This window comes from Natrinema salifodinae (assembly GCF_900110455.1).
GTDB lineage: Archaea > Halobacteriota > Halobacteria > Halobacteriales > Natrialbaceae > Natrinema > Natrinema salifodinae.
The window spans coordinates 561,342-577,199 of sequence record NZ_FOIS01000001.1 but is presented as its reverse complement, the minus strand read 5'-3'; the positions used below and the strand labels follow the sequence as shown (position 1 = coordinate 577,199).

The following is a 15,858-nucleotide window of genomic DNA, read 5'->3' as shown; positions in this document are numbered from 1 at the left end:
ATCGCTCATCTAATCCAGGTCGTGATGATCGCTCGCGTCAACCCGAACGCGTACCCGAGCGTCGGTTTCTTCGTGTCGCCGGCCTTCCGCTCCTCGATCGTAATGGGCAACTCCCGAATTCCGAGCCCGTTCTTCCGGGCCTCGATGATCAGCTCCGGAGCGCTGAATCGCTCTTCGGTCAGCGTCAGATCGTCGAGTTTCGACCCGCGAATGGCGCGGTAGCCGTTCGTACAGTCTGTGATCTCGGACTTGGTCAGGACGTTGATCAGCAGCGTGAACGTACGGATCCCCGCCTCGCGAACGGTTCCGTTTCCGGACTCGTTGACGCCCTTGTACCGCGATCCCATCACGAAGTCGGCCTCGCCGTCGACGATCGGCGCGACGAGATCCTCGAGTTCGGTGACGGGGTGTTGGCCGTCGGCGTCCATCGTCACGACGATGTCCGCTCCGTTCTGCTGGGCAACGTCGAAACCGGTCTTGAGCGCGCCGCCCTGGCCCTGATTGATCGGATGCTCGACGACGATCGCGCCGTTGCAGTCCGCTTCGGTCGCCGTTCGGTCCGCCGAGCCGTCGGAGACGACGAGCGGTTGCACTGCGTGTCCCCGGATCGTTTCGGGCAGCGACTGCACGACCGAGCGGATCGTCTCCGCCTCGTTGTACGCGGGGATGACGACGTAGATCGTCCGGCCGCCGCCGTCCGCTCGCGACGCCTCTCGGGTCGTCAGACTCCGCGTTAGATCGCTCAGATCGGCGCGCGTGGTCCGAACGAGCGTGACGAGATAGAGGATCATCAGGAGGAAGACCAGGTTGGCAATCAGCGAGACGACGACGAACCGCTGATTGATGTTCAGTGCGGCACCGAGCGTGTCGAAGACGCCAGGCGCGAACACGACGAGGGCGAGGCCGCCGGTGAGAACGACGGCGCCGAGGAGGTCGGCTTTCACGAACCGCGAGCGGTACCGCTCGAACCCCCAGACCAGAATTCCGGCGGCGACGGCGAGCAGCAGTCCGTCGACGGCGCTCGGCCCGCCGGCGGTGAACAGAACCGGTGCCAGGTGAGTTGCCAGCGCCGCTCCGAGTGCGGAGACGGTCACCGAACTCATGCGTGATCGTTCAGTAACTGTCGGACCGATTCCGCGACGCTGTGTCGCGGTTCCCAGTTCAGCTCCCGTTGGGAGCGCGTGATGTCGACGGCGAAGTCCTCGACGAGCGTCTCGTTACCGCGCGGGTTCTCGATCAGTTCCACGTTCGGGTCGATGCCGAGTTCCTCGCGGGCGAGGCTCCGGACCAGTTCCGCGACGGCCATCACGGAGCGGTCCTCGTCGCTGGCGATCTCGTAGGTCTCCACGCCGGTGTCGCCGCGGTCGAGTTGCGTCACGAGCCGCTCCGCGCTCCGAATGTATGCGCGTGCGACGTCTTTGACGTGCACGAAGTTCCGCGACTGCGTCCCGGGCTCGTAGACCGTCAGCGGCTCGCCAGCGGCCACCCTGTCGACGAAGAAGTTGATCACGGTCGACTTCGAGATCCTCGTCCCGTCGAGTTCGTGGGCGCCGTAGAGGTTCGATTTCATGTAACAGTGGGCGGGGAACGCACCTTCGGCGAGCGACGCGACGGCTCGCTCGCCGAGCACCTTCGTCCGCCCGTACCAGTTCAGTGGTTCCCGCGGATGATCGGCCGTGATCGGGAACGACTGTGGGTCGCCGATCGACGCCATGCTAAACGGGAACACCATCCCGGCTCCCGTTCGCCGGCAGAACCAGGCGACGTTGTTCGTCCCCTGGACGTTGACCTCGTAGGCGAGGTCGCGGTTGGACTCGCAGTCGTCGACGCCGCTCAGCGCCGCGAGGTGTAACACGATGTCGGCGTCCGCGAGCGCGTCCTCGAGCGAGCGGCGATCGCGGACGTCGACGTGGCGAATCGACACGTCGCCGATGGCGTCGACCTGGCCGCGAAACTGGTTGTCCAGGGCGACCAGCTCCCACTCGGGGTGGGTCGCACGGAGCTGCTCGACGACGCGACTGCCGATGTATCCGGCCGCGCCAGTCACTGCGATCCTCGGCTCGTACTCGTCGGTGGTCTCAGCGTTCATAGTTCGTCGGTGTGAGTTTCGGTCTGCCGTCTGGTTCGGGATCGAGTTCGTCCGCCGTCCCGCCGAACTGATCGACGAGTTCGCGGATGCCCGTCCGGAGCGTCCAGGTCGGTTCGAAGCCGGTCTCGTTCAGCCGAGCGAAGTCGACGTGATAGGAGGGGCCTGGCTGTTTGTCCTCGAGGTAGGTGATCTCGAGTGGAGACTCGAGTTCGTCGTTGACGAGGCGAGCGACGTCTTCGATCCGGTAGTTCTGATCGGTGCTGCCGACGTTGTAGACGTCCGCCGGCCACCGGTGGGGGTGTAACGCGGCGTGTTTGTACGCCCGGGCGGCGTCTTTGACGTGGATGAACGGCCGCCAGTTGTTGCCGTCGCCGTAGACCGTCAGCGGACGATCGGTCACGCCGCGGAAGACGAAGTGATTGACGACGAGGTTGAACCGAATCCCCGGCGCGTAGCCGTAGTTCGTGCTCATCCGCAGCGACGTGGCGTCGAACCCGTACTCGTCGGCCGCGTCGCGCACTATCTCTTCGGCTTCGATCTTCGCTTCGGCGTAGGGGTTGAGCGGATCCGGCGTCGTCGTCTCGTCGATGTTTCGGCTCGCGGCGCGGCCGTAGTTGTTACACGACGACGCGAAGACGACGGTGTCGACGCCCAACTTCCCCGCGGCGGTGACGACGTGATCGGTTCCCTGCCGGTTGACCGCGAACGTCTCCTCGCGGCGGTCGTGCGTGCTGTCGGCGCCGGTGATGGCCGCCAGGTGGATCACGCGGTCGACGCCGCGCATCGCGCGCTCGACGTCGCCGTACTCGCGGACGTCGCCCCGCTGGAACTCCAGCGAGTCGTCGACCGCGCCCAGCAACGTGCGGGGGGTGCCGGCCGCGAACGAGTCGAGCACGACCACTTCGGAGACGGCCTCGTCGTCGAGGAGTTGCGGGACGAGCACGCTCCCGATGTAGCCGCAGCCGCCGGTAACGAGTATCCGCATGGATCAGTCCTCGGCCAGGACGCCCGGGAGGAACCGGTCCTCGTGAGCGACGATCGTGTCTTCGTGCTCGAGGAGCCTGCCGAGGATCGATCGGACGCCCTCCTCGAAGGTCGTGGACTGGCCGTCGATGAGGGTCTCGTAGCGGTCGTATTCGATCTCCATCTTGTGGGTCTCGTCCTCGTCGCGCGGGTTCTCGAAGTGTTCGACGTCGACGTCGAGATCGAATTCGCCGGCGACGTCCGCGATCGTCTCCGCCATCTCGACGATGCTGATCGCCCGCGTCACCTGGTTGTAGACGGTGTGGTCGTCGGGTCGCGCGTCGGGATCGGACAGCGCCAGGCGGGCCAGGCCTTCGACCGCGTCCTCGAGCGCGATGAAGGGTTTGCGCTGCTCGCCCCGCCCGTAGACGGTCATCGGGTAGCCGGCGACGGCCTGGGCGCAGAACCGGTGTGCGACGACGCCGAAGTAGTAGTCGAAGTCGAAGCGAGTCGAGAGGCGGCGATCGACCGCGGTCTCCTCGGTTTCGGTTCCGTAGGTGATCGCCGTCCGGACGTCGGAGATCGGAATGTCGAACTGCTTGTGCGCCAGGCGCATGTTCGCGGCGTCGTGGCTCTTAGTGAGGTGGTACCACGAGCCGGCCATCGCGGGGAAGGGGACCTCGTCGCGGCCGTCTTGATTCTCCATGACGGCGCCGCCTTCGGGGATCGGGAACTCGGGAGCGCCGTAGACGCCGGTCGTCGTCGTCTCGACGAAGTGCGTATCGGTCAGGTCGTGTTCCTCGAGCCCCCACAGCAAGTTCCGCGTCGCCTGCATGTTGTTGTGCTGCGTGAAGTTCGCGCGCTCGCCGTCGATCTGCGAGTAGGGAGCGGACGGCTGGGCGGCCGTGTGGACGATCGTCTCCGGTTCGTGGACCGATAATAACGTCTCGACGAAGTCCTTGTCCGTTAGATCACCCTCGACGAACGAGAGGTTTCTGAGTCCGTGGACGTCGCGAGCCGCCGCGAGCCGCTCGTCGATCGAGGCGATCGGGAGACCGCTCGTCGAGCCGACAGATTCTACCCACTCTCGTCGCGCGAGATTGTCAACGAGTACGACGCGTTCGTCCGTTCGGTCCGCGATACGCAATGCAGTCGGCCAACCAAGATAACCGTCCCCGCCAGTGATTGCGATGGTCATATCGATCGGTATCTTCTGATTCCAACAGATAATAAAAAAGTTGTGTTAGGGGTAGGGGTTATTGGATATATGAAGTAAAATATGTGTTTCTGACATTAAATTATAAGACAAACCTGTTGACTACACCAATCTTTATTACCGATCGAAATGAGTCCGTCACTCGTATGCCCAGCGGGCCCGACTGTGACGAAGCAGATGAAGAGTGTACTGAGACGGAGACTGACCATCTCGCCGATGTCCCTGACGGCGCGGGCTGTGTCGAGATTTGGGAGCGAATCAGTGACTCTCGAAACGAGACGGAATAAGCCGTCGGACGGATCGCCGTCGCTGATTCGTTCCGTGGACATCGGTTCCGGTTGCGGCTGGTCGCGTTGGACGCTGTCTCGAATGTAGCTGGTCCGTTCGGTCTCGAATTCGTTTCGCCGACGAGACGGCTCACTGCCGCGTAAAACGCTGCGGAGAACGCGTGAAACAGTGGTCGATCGACTAACGAGAAGGAGATCAGGCCGGAGAGCGGACTCGAAGCGAGGAGGACGGACGGTCGCTTTCATTCTCGTGTGTCCGAGTCGGTGACGTTTATCCAGAGGTGGCCGTGATACTCGGTATCCTCGATCGAGGGATCGGCCGGAATCTCACTGTCTCCGCCGGGGAAGAGCAACCAGACCACGCGCTGGTTCTCGCCGACGACCGTCGGCTCGAGTTCGTACTCGTACTGCCAGCTCTCGTTGTGTGCGAGAGTCGTGCTGAACCGATCGAGTTCTCGTTGGTCGGTGACGGCCGTGTCGTGGTAGGTCACATTGCCGTCTTCCGGTGACGTGGCAGTCTCGTTGGTTATCCGGACGTCCTGCTCTATAACGACCACCGTATACTCGGTCGTCTCGTGTTCGCGGTTGTCGACCCCGACGATCACCTCGCGGCTCTCACCGCGGACGAATTCGCTCGGATACCCTTCGGCAACCAGCTCGCCGTCGTCGTCCTCGGTCAGCAAGTAGATCGCCGAAAACTGGTCGCTCTCCGACGGGGCCAGCATCGCGTAGCCACCGGTACTGGCCGCCAACAACACCGACGCAACCAGCAGGACGTTCAGGACGCCTTCGGCGCGCGTGTCCGGTTCGAGCAGTTCCGTCCGAACGGCAGTATACCACCCGCGGAAGGGGACTCGGAACCGCTCCTCGGGCGGGAGCGCCTGTCGACGACCGGCCGCGATTGCCGACATGACGATCGTGAACCCGCTGACCGCGACCACGATGGGGGGCAACCCGATCCCCCACGGCGTCGCGTTTAGCAGGAGTCCGATAAGGGGGACGAGTGCGATACTGAACCCACACGAGAACGCAGCGCGTTCGAGACCGTCAATACTCGATGCATCGATGCCTAACGACGTGACGGGCCGCGTCCGACTGCCCGGGTGCGGTTCGTCGCCCTCGCTCTCGGCGTCGGCTGACGCGGTCGGCGGCTCGCCGGCGCTCGGAAAGAGCGCCGCGACGAACGCGTAGCCGGGGACGAATAGCACGAAGACCAGGCCCAAGGGAATCCGAATCGGCGTCTCCCGAACCACCGGGGCGAACGTGGCGACGTTCGTCGCGACGGCGAGCGCGGCTACTGCGGCGAGATCGGCTGGAACCTCGCGAATCGGCCGTGGAAGTAATACCCATAGCGAACGGAACGCGACCATTCGATTAGCAGGTCCACCGATCGGTGTGAAAAGCGAACCGATAGGAACACCGACCGTCGCGATCACGCCGTCCGCCGGTTCGGAATCGGCGCGAGACACTAGTGCAGTCCGGGTCCGATACCTAGTCCCGGGTCGCCAGTGGCCTAGTACTAGCCCCGCTTCCCGAACGATCAGCGTTGCGTACTAGCTCGTCCACTAGTGCACTAGCGTCGCCGCTATACTGCGGACTAGCGATCGGGAGAATCACCGGGGCATCCGTCACGCCCCGGTCCGAGAAGTCCCTTCAGAATCCGAAGCTCTTCGGTCTCCGAGATCTGCTCGGAAGCGAGGCAAGCGTGAACGACCTTGTGTGCGAGTTCGGGATCGGCGAGAACCGATTGCGACCGATCGGCCGCACACGCCCGTTCGAGTCGCTCGACTCGGTCGATGAGTTCGGAGAGTCGTTCCGAGACCGAGTCGGCCGTCTCGGCCGTCTCGGAGGCTGTCGGTGCGGTGGCATCGCCGGTCGCGTCCTCGAACGCCACGGCTGCCGAGGCCCCGTCCGTTCGGTATCGCGTGTCGGATCGACGCGTCGCGGACGGCGCTTCTCCCGGCGTATCGAGCGCCGGATCGCCGCCGGTGGGTGGATCAGACGGATCGTCTCGATCAACCTCGAACTTGTCGTTCGTTCGATCGTTCTCCGCGGACGGGTCGCGATCGTCCGCCTCCGGGCCGGGGGCCGACACAGTGGCGGCCGCGTCCTCGGGTTCGGGGCTCACGGCCCCGGATTCGAACAGCCGCACCGTGAACTCCCGCCGGCGGGCCCAGTCGAACCCGTCGACTCCGTTCACTCGCTGGCTGATGGTCGCGTCGCTTACGTCGAACGTCTCGGCGAGCGCCGCCTGCGTCGCGTCCGGCCGCTTGTAGATTTCGCGCAGCGTTTCCAGTTGCGTCTCGGTGAGTGTCGACGGATCGACCGGCGGTTCGTCCTCAGCGGTGGTGTGGTCGTGGTCGTCCATGGCCAGGGGAACGTCGTCACTGTCCTCGAGCGTCGCATCCCGATCGCTCTCCGCCGTCGAATCGCCGGTACGGTCCGCCGCCGAGGAGTCCGCCGGCTCCTCGGCGACGTCCGCTTCGGCATCTCCGGTGCGACCCGGATCGCCGTATTCTTCGAGGACCTGCTCGACGAGCGACGTCGTCGCGCCCGTGACGTCCGACGCGATCGACTCCATCGACGCGTCCGGGCGCGACTCCGCGACCGAGAGGATCCGTTTGTGAACGACTGCGCGGGGGTAATTCGATTCGGAGCCGGCCCCACGAGCGGGTTCCATGGGCTTTGTATCGGGCATATTTCCATTCGAGATAACCGCGTCCGATCGGGCCGACACCGTCCGTCTGCTTATATGTTCACCTTCTCATACCCAACTGCGTCATGGGTAACTGGAAATCGCCCGATCACTCGTCCGCGGAATCGGACCCGTGACCGGACTCGTCGTCGATCCCGCACAGTCGCCGCGCCTTCTCGAGGACGCCCGTAGCCTCGTCCGTCGAGACGTCGCGACGACCGAAGGTCGCCCGTTCGTACCCTTCGGTCACGTCACGAAGCAGATCGGCGGTCGTCTCGTCGGCGTTCCGGTACCGTCGGTAGAACTCCCAGTGGGTCAGGGCGCGCCGGTCCTCGACCCGGGACGCCAGCGCCCGCCGGGCCGCCGCGTACCCGACCCTGGCTGCGGTATCTGGCCGCCCGTTCGAGAGGTGCAGCCTCGCCCGCTCGAACAGCGGTTCCACGGCGATCTCGTCCGCAATCGCGTCTTCGTCGGACCGTCCCGAAACCGCGTCCCCGCGATCACCAGGGGGACCGACCGGCGCCGGGTCCGACGCCGTCGACCGCCGATACCACCAGGCGCCGAGTCCGATCGCGAGCAAAAGCGCGACGCCGCCGGCCAGCCAGGCCTGCGCGGGCGCCAGCGACAGCGGTCCCGCCTCGCCGATCGTCGCGACCGTTTCGGTGCGGGCGGGTTCGAGGTTCGAACCGCTGCCGTCGTAGACGGCGGCGACCGTCACGTCCCCGCCGTCGACCGAGTTCGGCACGGCGACGGTGTCACCGAACGTTCCGTCTGCGGCCGTCGTGACGGTTCCGACGATCGTCCCGTCGATCCGGAGTTCGACGGGTTCGCCCGCGATGCCACCGCCGCTTCCGTCGCCGTCGCCATCACCGGTCCCGTCGGTACCGGCGGCGAGCGTCCCGTTGACCGTTATCTCTCGGTCGTCGGTGGCGGCCGGTGTCGCGTCGAGCGAGAGGTCGCTTTCGGTCTCGCGGACGGTCACGGTCGTCGCGTCCGACGCGGACGCGAGGGCGCGATCCTCGAATGGGAGTTGGGCGCCTAGATCACGGTCACCGTCTTCCACGTCGGCCGGAACCGGCGCCGTGCCGTCGAACGTGCCGGCCGTCGCGTTGACCGATCCGATCCGCTGGCCGTCGACCGTCACCGCGAGCGGAACGCCGTCGACGGGGACGCCGTCGACGGTCAGGTCGCCGGAAACGGCGGCTTCCTCGCCGTAGGCGATCTCGTCGCTGGCCGCGGATTCGTCCAGCGAGACGGTCGGCTCGACTTGATCGATCGAGACGCTGACGTTCGTTTCGTCGCCCAGGTACGTCGACTGCGTGGCGGGGACGTACCGCACCTCGAGTTCGTCCGTCGACAGCGGCTCGTCGGTCGGGCGGTACTCGAGGGTGAACCCGCCCGCCGAGTCCGTGGCGACGCGCTCCGTGTGGTTGCCGATTTCGAGCGCGATCTCCTCGTTCGCGATCGGCTCCCCGTCGGCCGTGCGCAACTCGCCCGCGGCGACGAGCGGCTCGCGGAACGAAATGTCGCTCCGCTCGGGGGCGAGCGTCAGGACCGTCGGCTCGAACTCCTGCTCGCGAACCACTGTCTGTTCGGCGCGAACCTCCTCAGTAACGTTCTCGATCGCCGCGTCCGACTCCGACAGGTTCGCGTCGGTCTCCGCTTCGATCTCGTCGTAGGTGCCGCGGATCGAGCCGCTCGACTCCTCGATCTCCTCGGCCGTGCGCTCGAGGTCGCGGGCGAGTTCGCGGGCCCGTTCGTCGTCGCCGGCCTCGCGGGCCGCCTCGTACTCCGATTTCGTCTCCCAGTACTCGCGAACCGCGGCCGTCAGCGCTTCCTGTCGGTCACCCGCCTCCTCGAACTCCGCCGCGTCGTCGTCCGAAATTTCGGCGTACTGCAGCAGTCGGTCGTGGTACTCCTCGTCGATGGACTCGGCGGCTCGGTCGTAGTCTCCCTCCTGAAGATCGATCGCTCCGTCGCGCAGTTGGGCGGCCATCCGATCGGTCAACCAGGCCTCGACGGCCTCGACGTCGCCGTCCTCGGCGTAGGTGTCGGGGTTTCGGTGGCGAGCCGTCTCGTTTCCGTCCGCGGCGGCATCGGGACTCCCCGTGTCCTGGAGGGCGACGCGCTCGACGGTGGTATCGGCCGGCGGAGCGGTCGCCGCCGTCGCGGCCGGAGCGACGGCACCGCCGAGTACCGCTGCGACGAGGACGACACGGACGAGCGCTCGGAGTTGGGCGTCGGTCACGCCCGGGGGGGTCCATTATCTATCGCAAAAAAGTATCGTTCAGCGTACCGTCGTCCACGACGACGGCTCTCGGACTAGTACCTAGCAGCCGCTGCGTTCGCGCTCGGATAGCCGATCCGAATGGCGAATGTGAGCAACCAATACTTTCAACACGAGCATTGGAATCTATCCGGATATGCGTCCTACCCGTCGCGGGGGAACGGTCGCCGCCCTGGCGGCCGTACTCGCCGTCCTCGCAATCATCTTCGGGCGTCCGCTCCCGCTTGCCGGCGCCGCCCTCGTCGGCGCCTGGTTGCTCGCTCACCAGTACCGGTTCGCCCGCGACTTAGAGCGATCGACGGCGTCGCTCTCGGTCGTTCAGTCGCCCGCCCGAACCGACGTTCGAACGGGCGACGAGGTGCCGATCACGCTCGCCGTCGAGCGCGACGCCGAGCCGGGGGCGGAGACGAACGCGGACACGGCCCTGACCGTCGAAGTCGAAGCCGGGCTCCCCGTCGCGGCGCGCGCGACGACTCCCTTCGCAGTCACCCTCGAGCCGACTACCGACCGCGCCTCCCGAACGCGCCGGGTCGCCTGGCCCGTCGCCGGCCGCCACGACTTCGAGCAGCCGACGGTAACGGCGACCGACGGCCTGTTTCGCGAGACGCTGTCGGCGGGATCGGCGCCGACCGTGACGGTCGAACCGCCCGGTCCCCGCGGGATCCACGTCGGGGAGGGCGGCGACCGGATCGCCGCCTCGTACGGCTTACACGACGCCGACCGAACCGGGACGGGGATCGAGCCCGCCGAGCTCCGCGAGTACGTTCCCGGTGACGCGGGCAACCGAATCGACTGGAAGGCGACGGCGCGGCTCATGACGCCGTACGTCCGCGAGTACGAGGCCGAGACCGATCGGCGCACCTTGCTGGTCGTCGACCACCGTGGCTCGCTCGCGACGGGTCCCCCTGGCGAGACGAAACTGGCGTTCCTCCGCGAGGTCGCGCTGGTCGTCGCGGGCACGGCCAACCGGCACAGTGATCCGATCGGCCTGGTGACCGTCGGCGACGGCGGCTCGACCGATCGCATCGACGTGGCCGCCGCGGCCGTCACCTATCGCACGATCCGGCAGCGGTTGCTCGACCTCGAACCGACGGCGGATCCGGACGTGCCGTCCGAGCCGGTACCGGTTTCGACCGCCCGGGCCGGGTCGTCGACCGGCGGGACCGAGGTGATGCCGGCGACCGCGGCAGTCGGACGCGGGGCCGAACCGGGCGGGTCGCTGCTGCGCCGCCGGACGACGCCGGCGGACGTCCAGCGGTCGCTCGCCGACCTCGAAGGGGCGGACGACGCGTTCACGGACGCGTTGCGCCCGTTCTACGCCGATCGGCAGGTCTACCGGCAGCGGATGGCCGAGGACCCGCTGTACGGCGCGGTCAACACCGCGATGACGGCGACGCGAAACGGGGTCTGGACCGTCATCTGCACCGACGACTCGCGGCCGACGGAGCTCCGCGAGACGGTCAGACTCGCCCGACAGAGCGGAACCGCCGTCACGGTCCTGCTCGCGCCGTCGGTCCTCTACGAGCCGGCCGGCCTGGCGGACGTCGAACGGGCCTACGAGCGCTACGTCGCGTTCGAGGAGTTCCGCCGGGACCTCGCGCGGATGGACGGCGTGACGGCTCTGGAGGTCGCGCCGACCGATCGGCTCTCGGCCGTCTTGGAAGCGGGTCGGTCCGGAACCGAGTCGAGGGCCGAGGCCGGAGCCGGAGGTGATCGCGCGTGAGCGGTCGCATCGACGCGGTTCCGGCGACGACCGGCCGGGGTTGGCCGACCGGCGTCGCGCTCCTCGCGCTCGTCGCCGCCTTCGGCGCGGTCGCCGGCCCGGTCGGTGCGGCCGCGGGAGCCGCGACGGCGCTCGTCGGGTACGGCCTCGGCGTCCCGTATGCGATCGCGATCGGCCACGTCGCCCTCCTCGCGTGGTTCCCCGACGGGATCGATCTGATCTCGCTCGCGATTGTCGAAGCCGCGTTCGCGGCTGCGGTGCTCGCGCCGCTCCGCCGGACGGCGAGCCCAGGCCGGGTCGCGCTCGTCGCGGTCACGAGCGCGCTGTCGATCGCGGGCAGCGCGTGGCTCGTCGCCCGCTGGCAGCCGCCCTGGCTGGCCGCCGCGACCGCCCTCGCGCTCCTCGCGCTCGGGGCGTACGGACTCCACCGACTCGAACTCGTGCGCCTCGGCCTGGTCCCTGACGCCGACGGTAACGGGGCGCCGACGGACGGAGCCGCATCGACTCCCGACACCTCCGGTGAGACGACCCTCGACGCCGACCCCGGCGAGATGACGGACACGACGGACACGAGTACGACATGAGTACGCGCAACGCCAGCGACGAGCGACGGATCGATCCGGAGACCGACGACGCTACCGCGAACGACGGAGCCACAGCGGACGGACCCGCCGACGGCGACGACGACCTGGTCGAGCTCGCGGCGCGAGCGGAACTCCTCGAGGCGGAGAACCGTCGACTGCGCACCGAGTACGCCCGCGTCCGCCGGGCGCAGTACCGACGCACGGCGGCCGGACTCGCGCTCATCGGGGTCCTCGCCGCCCTCGCGGCGGTCCCGTTCCCCGACGGGCGAGCGGTCCTATTCGCGCTCGCCGCGACGGGGCTGTTCGGCGGCGTTCTGACCTACTACCTGACGCCCGGGGCGTTCGTCGCCGCGGACGTCGGCGAACGCATCTACGCCGCGACGGCGACCAACCAGGCGGCGATCGCCGACGAACTCGGGCTGGGCGACGACCGCGTCTACCTGCCGGCCGACGCGGGGGCGGGGGCGCGGCTGTACGTCCCCCAGCGGGCGACCGACGACCGCCCGCTTCCCGCCCGCGAGGAGCTCGACGGACCGATCGCGACCGATCGCGACCACCGCGGGCTCGTCCTCGAACCCACCGGCGCGACGCTGTTCGAAGAATTCGAACGGACGCTCACGGACCCCCTCGCGACCGATCCGGGACAGCTCGCGACCCAGCTCGCCGACGGACTCGTCGAACAGTTCGAACTCGCCGCGCGCGCCGATCCGGACGCCGACCCGGCCGACGGACGGGTCACCGTCGCCGTCGGCGACAGCGCGTTCGGCGACGTCGACCGCTTCGACCACCCGATCGCCTCGTTCCTCGCGGTCGGCGTCGCGGCCGGCCTCGACCGACCGGTCCGACTCTCGATCGCGCCAGGCGACGAGCAGGCCGAGTGGCTCGTTACGTGTCGCTGGGACGATCGAGGAGTCGAGGAAGACGCGGGGACGATCGACGCGAATGCGACCGCCGTCGACGAGACCGAAGCGAGCGGGACGGGCGACGACGAGTCGTCGCCAGAGCAGTAGGTACTCCGGGTCCGGTATTCAGTAGTGATTCCGAATCGGGGTCGGTCAGATCGTTCGTAAAGCATCCGTATCGAACGCGAACGAGGCTAATCGAAACAAAAATTATTTGAGATTATAATTGAATCTATCCGCTATGGCCGCTGATTCGTCGTGGGTGAGTCTCCCCATTATCCACGGAACGATTCTGATGTTTTTGATCGTTCCGAGTATTGCATACGGTGTTTTGACCTCAGAAACGATTCTCGGCGTATTGCTGGCCGTGAATCTGTACCTCGCCTATCTCGTCTACAGAGTAGTGGTCGCCGTCGAACGAATCGCATACGAGGGATAACCCGTTCAGTCACTCCCCCGTTCGTAACGAGCGTTTCACCAGGGTTTCTGACTAACGCAACCGCGTTACTATCCGCTGCCGGAGATCGATTTCGGAGCGGAAGACGAGACGGACCCGTCGCGCGGTTCGGGGTCCGCAGCCGATTACCGCTTCTCGACGGACTCGTTCCCGCCGTCGCTCGCCATCGGCGCCTCGGGCGCGTCGCTCGCGTCGGCGCCTGGCGGCTCGATCGTGTCGACGATGTCCGCGACGACGTCGGTCGGATCGACGTTACTGAGGTCAGCGTCCGTGCTCATCACCAGGCGGTGGCGCAACACCGGCTCGGCCATCGACTTCACATCGTCGGGGATCACGTAGTCGCGGCCGCGGATCGCGGCGCGGGCTTTCGAGCCGTTGAGGAAGGCGAGCGTCGCGCGCGGCGAGGCGCCGTGGGAGACGTCCGCGTGGTCCCGCGTCGCGGCGACCAGGTCGAGCACGTACTCCTTGACCGGCGGGGCGACGTGGACCTCGCGGACGGTCTCGCGCGCGTCGACGAGCTCCCGCGGCCTGATGACCTGATCGACGTCGCCGGGGCCGAGGTCCGGATCGCTGTCGAAGCGGTCGAGCAGCTCCCGTTCGTCGCTCCGATCGGGGAGATCGAGCGTGAGCTTGAACTGGAAGCGATCGCGCTGGGCCTCCGGGAGCTGGAAGACGCCCTCGGCCTCGATCGGGTTCTGGGTCGCGACGACCATGAAGGGGTCGGGCAGGGAGAGCGTCTCGCCCTCGATGGTCACGCGCCGTTCCTCCATCGCCTCGAGTAGCGCGCTCTGGGTCTTCGGCGTCGCGCGGTTGATCTCGTCGGCGACGACGAGGTTGGCGAAGACGGGGCCGCGCTGCAGTTCGAACGTCTCCGTGCTCTGTCGGTAGATGTGCGTGCCGGTGATGTCGGCCGGCAGGGTATCGGGCGTCAGCTGGATGCGATTGTACTCGAGGCCGGTCGTCCGCGCGAAGAGGTTCGCAAGCGTCGTCTTCGCGATCCCCGGAACCCCCTCGAGCAGGAGGTGGCCGCGAGTTATCAGCGAGATCGCCAGGTACTCGACTGCCTCATCGTTACCGATCAAGACGCGGTCGATCTCGGCGCGCAGCAGGTCGTAGACGGCGCTCGGATCGGCGCTCGGTTCGTCGACCGGATCATCGTCGCTACTCATTCGTAGCCGTCCTCTTCCATACGGTGATTGTTAAACGCTGTTGCCATTCGTTTTACCTGATCATCATCCCACTCAGGGTGGCGTCGGCGGAGGTATTCGACGCGATCGTGCTCGGAGAGCCCGAGACGGCTCGATTCACTCCCGCCGCCGCCACTGCGTCCCTCGACCGACCGGAATCGCGCGGGCAGCACGGCCCGGACGGTCTCGAGAACGGACCGGACGCGCACCCGCGAGAGGACCGCGACCAGGCCGATGCCTGCGGTCCCGACGAGGAGTTGGAGCCACGGCGAGTCCCGGACCGTCAGGACCGCGGCGGTCAGCGGCGGCACGTCGTCGCCGTGGGAGCGGTCGACGACGACGTGATCGGCGTCGTCGTAGAGTCCGCGGACGAACGCGGCGTTGTCCGGCTCGTCGTACATCGCGTTGATCGTGACGCTCGGATCGCCGACGACGACTACCTGCCCGTTGCTGACGTTCTCGGCCGTGGCGACCGGATACGAACGGAGTTCGTCGCCCGCGTCCAGTCCGTCGTCCTCGCTCCCGAGGTACGCGAACTCGCTGGTCGCGACCAGCACCGTCGCGTTTCCGGGATCGACGGCGGTCGCGTAGTTGAACGTCAGTTGCTCGATGCCGGTCGCGAGCGTGTGGTTCCCGACGTCCGCGGCGACCGGCATCGTCGGGCCGCGGAAGTGGTGTTGTTCGTCCCGCAGGAGTCGGCCGTCCGCCCTCGCCTCGGCGCCGACGTCGGCCAGTAACTCGTTGCTCGCCCCGTCGCGGTTCTCGAGGACGACGAGCGTCCCGCCCTCGGCGACGAACTCGCGGACGCGCGCAGCATCTTCGTCCTCGTAGGGCTCGTCCGGCGCGACGACGAACGCGACCGTGTCGTTCGCCGGCAGCTCCTCGTACTCGGCGGCGTCGCGGATCAGATGGTGCTCGACGCCCGGAGCGGCCTGCACGTCCTCGCGGAACTCCGAGGAGCCGTCCCACGTGGGATTGTACGGCCCGAACGAGGCCGACGACGTCGCGGCGACGGCTCCGACCGTGAGGACCACGGTAGCCGCGAGCGCGAGCAACAGGACCCGCGGCCAGTCGACATCGCCGTCGCCGAGCAGCCCCGCGTGCCAGCTCATACCGGCACCACCTCGGGCCGCAGGATCTCGACGATCCGGCGCGCGACGATGATCGCGAAGCCGGCCAGGCCGAGCAGGATCGGCCAGCGCAGTCGGCGCCGCCAAGTCGGCGCGACGTTAAACGGCGCCGTCAGCTCGGTGACGACGAGCAGTCCGATCAGCGACAGGACGAAAAACAACTCGTAGGAGACGGCATCGAGCAGGACGAGCGCGAGGAGCGTCGCGACCATCCACGCGACGTGGCCGCGGACGAAGCGCATCCGACGCTGGGTTGGCATTCGTTCCAACCGCCTACACAGGAGCACCTAAACGTAGCGACCGTTGACACGCGTCGAAACGCAATCCGGCCGCTTCCG

At 67.2% G+C, this 15,858-nt stretch carries 14 protein-coding genes; 4 read left to right on the top strand and 10 right to left on the bottom strand.

Features of this window, described 5'->3' with window-relative positions:
* Nucleotides 1-5: 5 nt before the first annotated feature.
* The 7 genes from BMY29_RS02635 to BMY29_RS02605 form a co-directional block, all read right to left on the bottom strand.
* Nucleotides 6-1,103: a DUF2304 family protein gene (locus tag BMY29_RS02635; RefSeq protein ID WP_081985446.1), complete on the bottom strand. Its 1,098-nt coding sequence runs from the start codon at nucleotides 1,101-1,103 to the stop codon at nucleotides 6-8.
* Complete coding sequence (locus BMY29_RS02630) at nucleotides 1,100-2,089, bottom strand: NAD-dependent epimerase/dehydratase family protein (protein WP_049989887.1); 990 nt, start codon at nucleotides 2,087-2,089, stop codon at nucleotides 1,100-1,102. The genes BMY29_RS02635 and BMY29_RS02630 overlap by 4 nt, the downstream gene beginning before the upstream one ends.
* Nucleotides 2,079-3,074, bottom strand: a complete 996-nt coding sequence (locus tag BMY29_RS02625; protein ID WP_049989888.1) for an NAD-dependent epimerase/dehydratase family protein — start codon at nucleotides 3,072-3,074, stop codon at nucleotides 2,079-2,081. Before BMY29_RS02625 ends, BMY29_RS02630 begins: the two co-directional genes overlap by 11 nt.
* Nucleotides 3,075-3,077: 3 nt before the next feature.
* Nucleotides 3,078-4,250 carry an NAD-dependent epimerase/dehydratase family protein gene (locus BMY29_RS02620; RefSeq protein ID WP_049989889.1) on the bottom strand — a complete coding sequence of 391 codons (1,173 nt, stop codon included), beginning with the start codon at nucleotides 4,248-4,250 and terminating at the stop codon, nucleotides 3,078-3,080.
* 547 nt (nucleotides 4,251-4,797) lie between these two features.
* Entirely contained in the window at nucleotides 4,798-5,925 is a 1,128-nt protein-coding gene (locus BMY29_RS02615) for a DUF1616 domain-containing protein (RefSeq protein WP_049989890.1), read from the bottom strand.
* 227 nt (nucleotides 5,926-6,152) lie between these two features.
* Nucleotides 6,153-7,235: a MarR family transcriptional regulator gene (locus tag BMY29_RS02610; protein WP_049989891.1), complete on the bottom strand. Its 1,083-nt coding sequence runs from the start codon at nucleotides 7,233-7,235 to the stop codon at nucleotides 6,153-6,155.
* 124 nt (nucleotides 7,236-7,359) lie between these two features.
* Nucleotides 7,360-9,498, bottom strand: a complete 2,139-nt coding sequence (locus BMY29_RS02605; RefSeq protein WP_074854614.1) for a hypothetical protein — start codon at nucleotides 9,496-9,498, stop codon at nucleotides 7,360-7,362.
* 175 nt (nucleotides 9,499-9,673) lie between these two features.
* Here BMY29_RS02605 and BMY29_RS02600 point away from each other — a divergent pair, with 175 nt between their 5' ends.
* The 4 genes from BMY29_RS02600 (at nucleotide 9,674) to BMY29_RS20490 (ending at nucleotide 13,185) form a co-directional block, all read left to right on the top strand.
* A complete protein-coding gene (locus BMY29_RS02600) occupies nucleotides 9,674-11,260 on the top strand; it encodes a DUF58 domain-containing protein (RefSeq protein WP_049991879.1) in 1,587 nt (528 codons plus the stop codon).
* The gene (locus BMY29_RS02595; RefSeq protein WP_074854613.1) at nucleotides 11,257-11,844 is read left to right on the top strand and encodes a DUF8163 family membrane protein; all 588 of its coding nucleotides are present in this window, start codon (nucleotides 11,257-11,259) and stop codon (nucleotides 11,842-11,844) included. Before BMY29_RS02600 ends, BMY29_RS02595 begins: the two co-directional genes overlap by 4 nt.
* On the top strand, nucleotides 11,841-12,854 hold the full coding sequence (locus BMY29_RS02590; RefSeq protein WP_049991878.1) for a DUF7982 domain-containing protein: 1,014 nt from the start codon (nucleotides 11,841-11,843) through the stop codon (nucleotides 12,852-12,854). Before BMY29_RS02595 ends, BMY29_RS02590 begins: the two co-directional genes overlap by 4 nt.
* A 133-nt stretch (nucleotides 12,855-12,987) precedes the next feature.
* Nucleotides 12,988-13,185 (top strand): DUF8066 domain-containing protein, encoded by a 198-nt coding sequence (locus BMY29_RS20490; RefSeq protein ID WP_143067642.1) that lies wholly within the window; start codon nucleotides 12,988-12,990, stop codon nucleotides 13,183-13,185.
* Nucleotides 13,186-13,328: 143 nt separating this feature from the next.
* On the opposite strand, the gene BMY29_RS02585 is transcribed toward BMY29_RS20490, so the two are convergent.
* From BMY29_RS02585 to BMY29_RS02575, 3 genes are read right to left on the bottom strand one after another with little or no spacing between them, the layout of a single operon-like run.
* Entirely contained in the window at nucleotides 13,329-14,372 is a 1,044-nt protein-coding gene (locus tag BMY29_RS02585; protein ID WP_049991877.1) for an AAA family ATPase, read from the bottom strand.
* Entirely contained in the window at nucleotides 14,369-15,502 is a 1,134-nt protein-coding gene (locus tag BMY29_RS02580; RefSeq protein ID WP_049991876.1) for a DUF4350 domain-containing protein, read from the bottom strand. Before BMY29_RS02580 ends, BMY29_RS02585 begins: the two co-directional genes overlap by 4 nt.
* A complete protein-coding gene (locus BMY29_RS02575; protein WP_049991875.1) occupies nucleotides 15,499-15,762 on the bottom strand; it encodes a DUF8044 family membrane protein in 264 nt (87 codons plus the stop codon). The genes BMY29_RS02580 and BMY29_RS02575 overlap by 4 nt, the downstream gene beginning before the upstream one ends.
* Between the last annotated feature and the right edge of the window lie 96 nt (nucleotides 15,763-15,858).

What these genes read in the sequence shown, in the direction of transcription:
- BMY29_RS02630 (WP_049989887.1), bottom strand. Translation starts at nt 2,089, where the DNA reads ATGAACGCTGAGACCACCGACGAGTACGAGCCGAGGATCGCAGTGACT.
- BMY29_RS02610 (WP_049989891.1), bottom strand. Translation starts at nt 7,235, where the DNA reads ATGGAACCCGCTCGTGGGGCCGGCTCCGAATCGAATTACCCCCGCGCA.
- BMY29_RS02625 (WP_049989888.1), bottom strand. Translation starts at nt 3,074, where the DNA reads ATGCGGATACTCGTTACCGGCGGCTGCGGCTACATCGGGAGCGTGCTC.
- BMY29_RS02635 (WP_081985446.1), bottom strand. Translation starts at nt 1,103, where the DNA reads ATGAGTTCGGTGACCGTCTCCGCACTCGGAGCGGCGCTGGCAACTCAC.
- BMY29_RS02585 (WP_049991877.1), bottom strand. Translation starts at nt 14,372, where the DNA reads ATGAGTAGCGACGATGATCCGGTCGACGAACCGAGCGCCGATCCGAGC.
- BMY29_RS20490 (WP_143067642.1), top strand. Translation starts at nt 12,988, where the DNA reads ATGGCCGCTGATTCGTCGTGGGTGAGTCTCCCCATTATCCACGGAACG.
- BMY29_RS02580 (WP_049991876.1), bottom strand. Translation starts at nt 15,502, where the DNA reads ATGAGCTGGCACGCGGGGCTGCTCGGCGACGGCGATGTCGACTGGCCG.
- BMY29_RS02575 (WP_049991875.1), bottom strand. Translation starts at nt 15,762, where the DNA reads ATGCGCTTCGTCCGCGGCCACGTCGCGTGGATGGTCGCGACGCTCCTC.
- BMY29_RS02590 (WP_049991878.1), top strand. Translation starts at nt 11,841, where the DNA reads ATGAGTACGCGCAACGCCAGCGACGAGCGACGGATCGATCCGGAGACC.
- BMY29_RS02600 (WP_049991879.1), top strand. Translation starts at nt 9,674, where the DNA reads ATGCGTCCTACCCGTCGCGGGGGAACGGTCGCCGCCCTGGCGGCCGTA.
- BMY29_RS02620 (WP_049989889.1), bottom strand. Translation starts at nt 4,250, where the DNA reads ATGACCATCGCAATCACTGGCGGGGACGGTTATCTTGGTTGGCCGACT.
- BMY29_RS02615 (WP_049989890.1), bottom strand. Translation starts at nt 5,925, where the DNA reads ATGGTCGCGTTCCGTTCGCTATGGGTATTACTTCCACGGCCGATTCGC.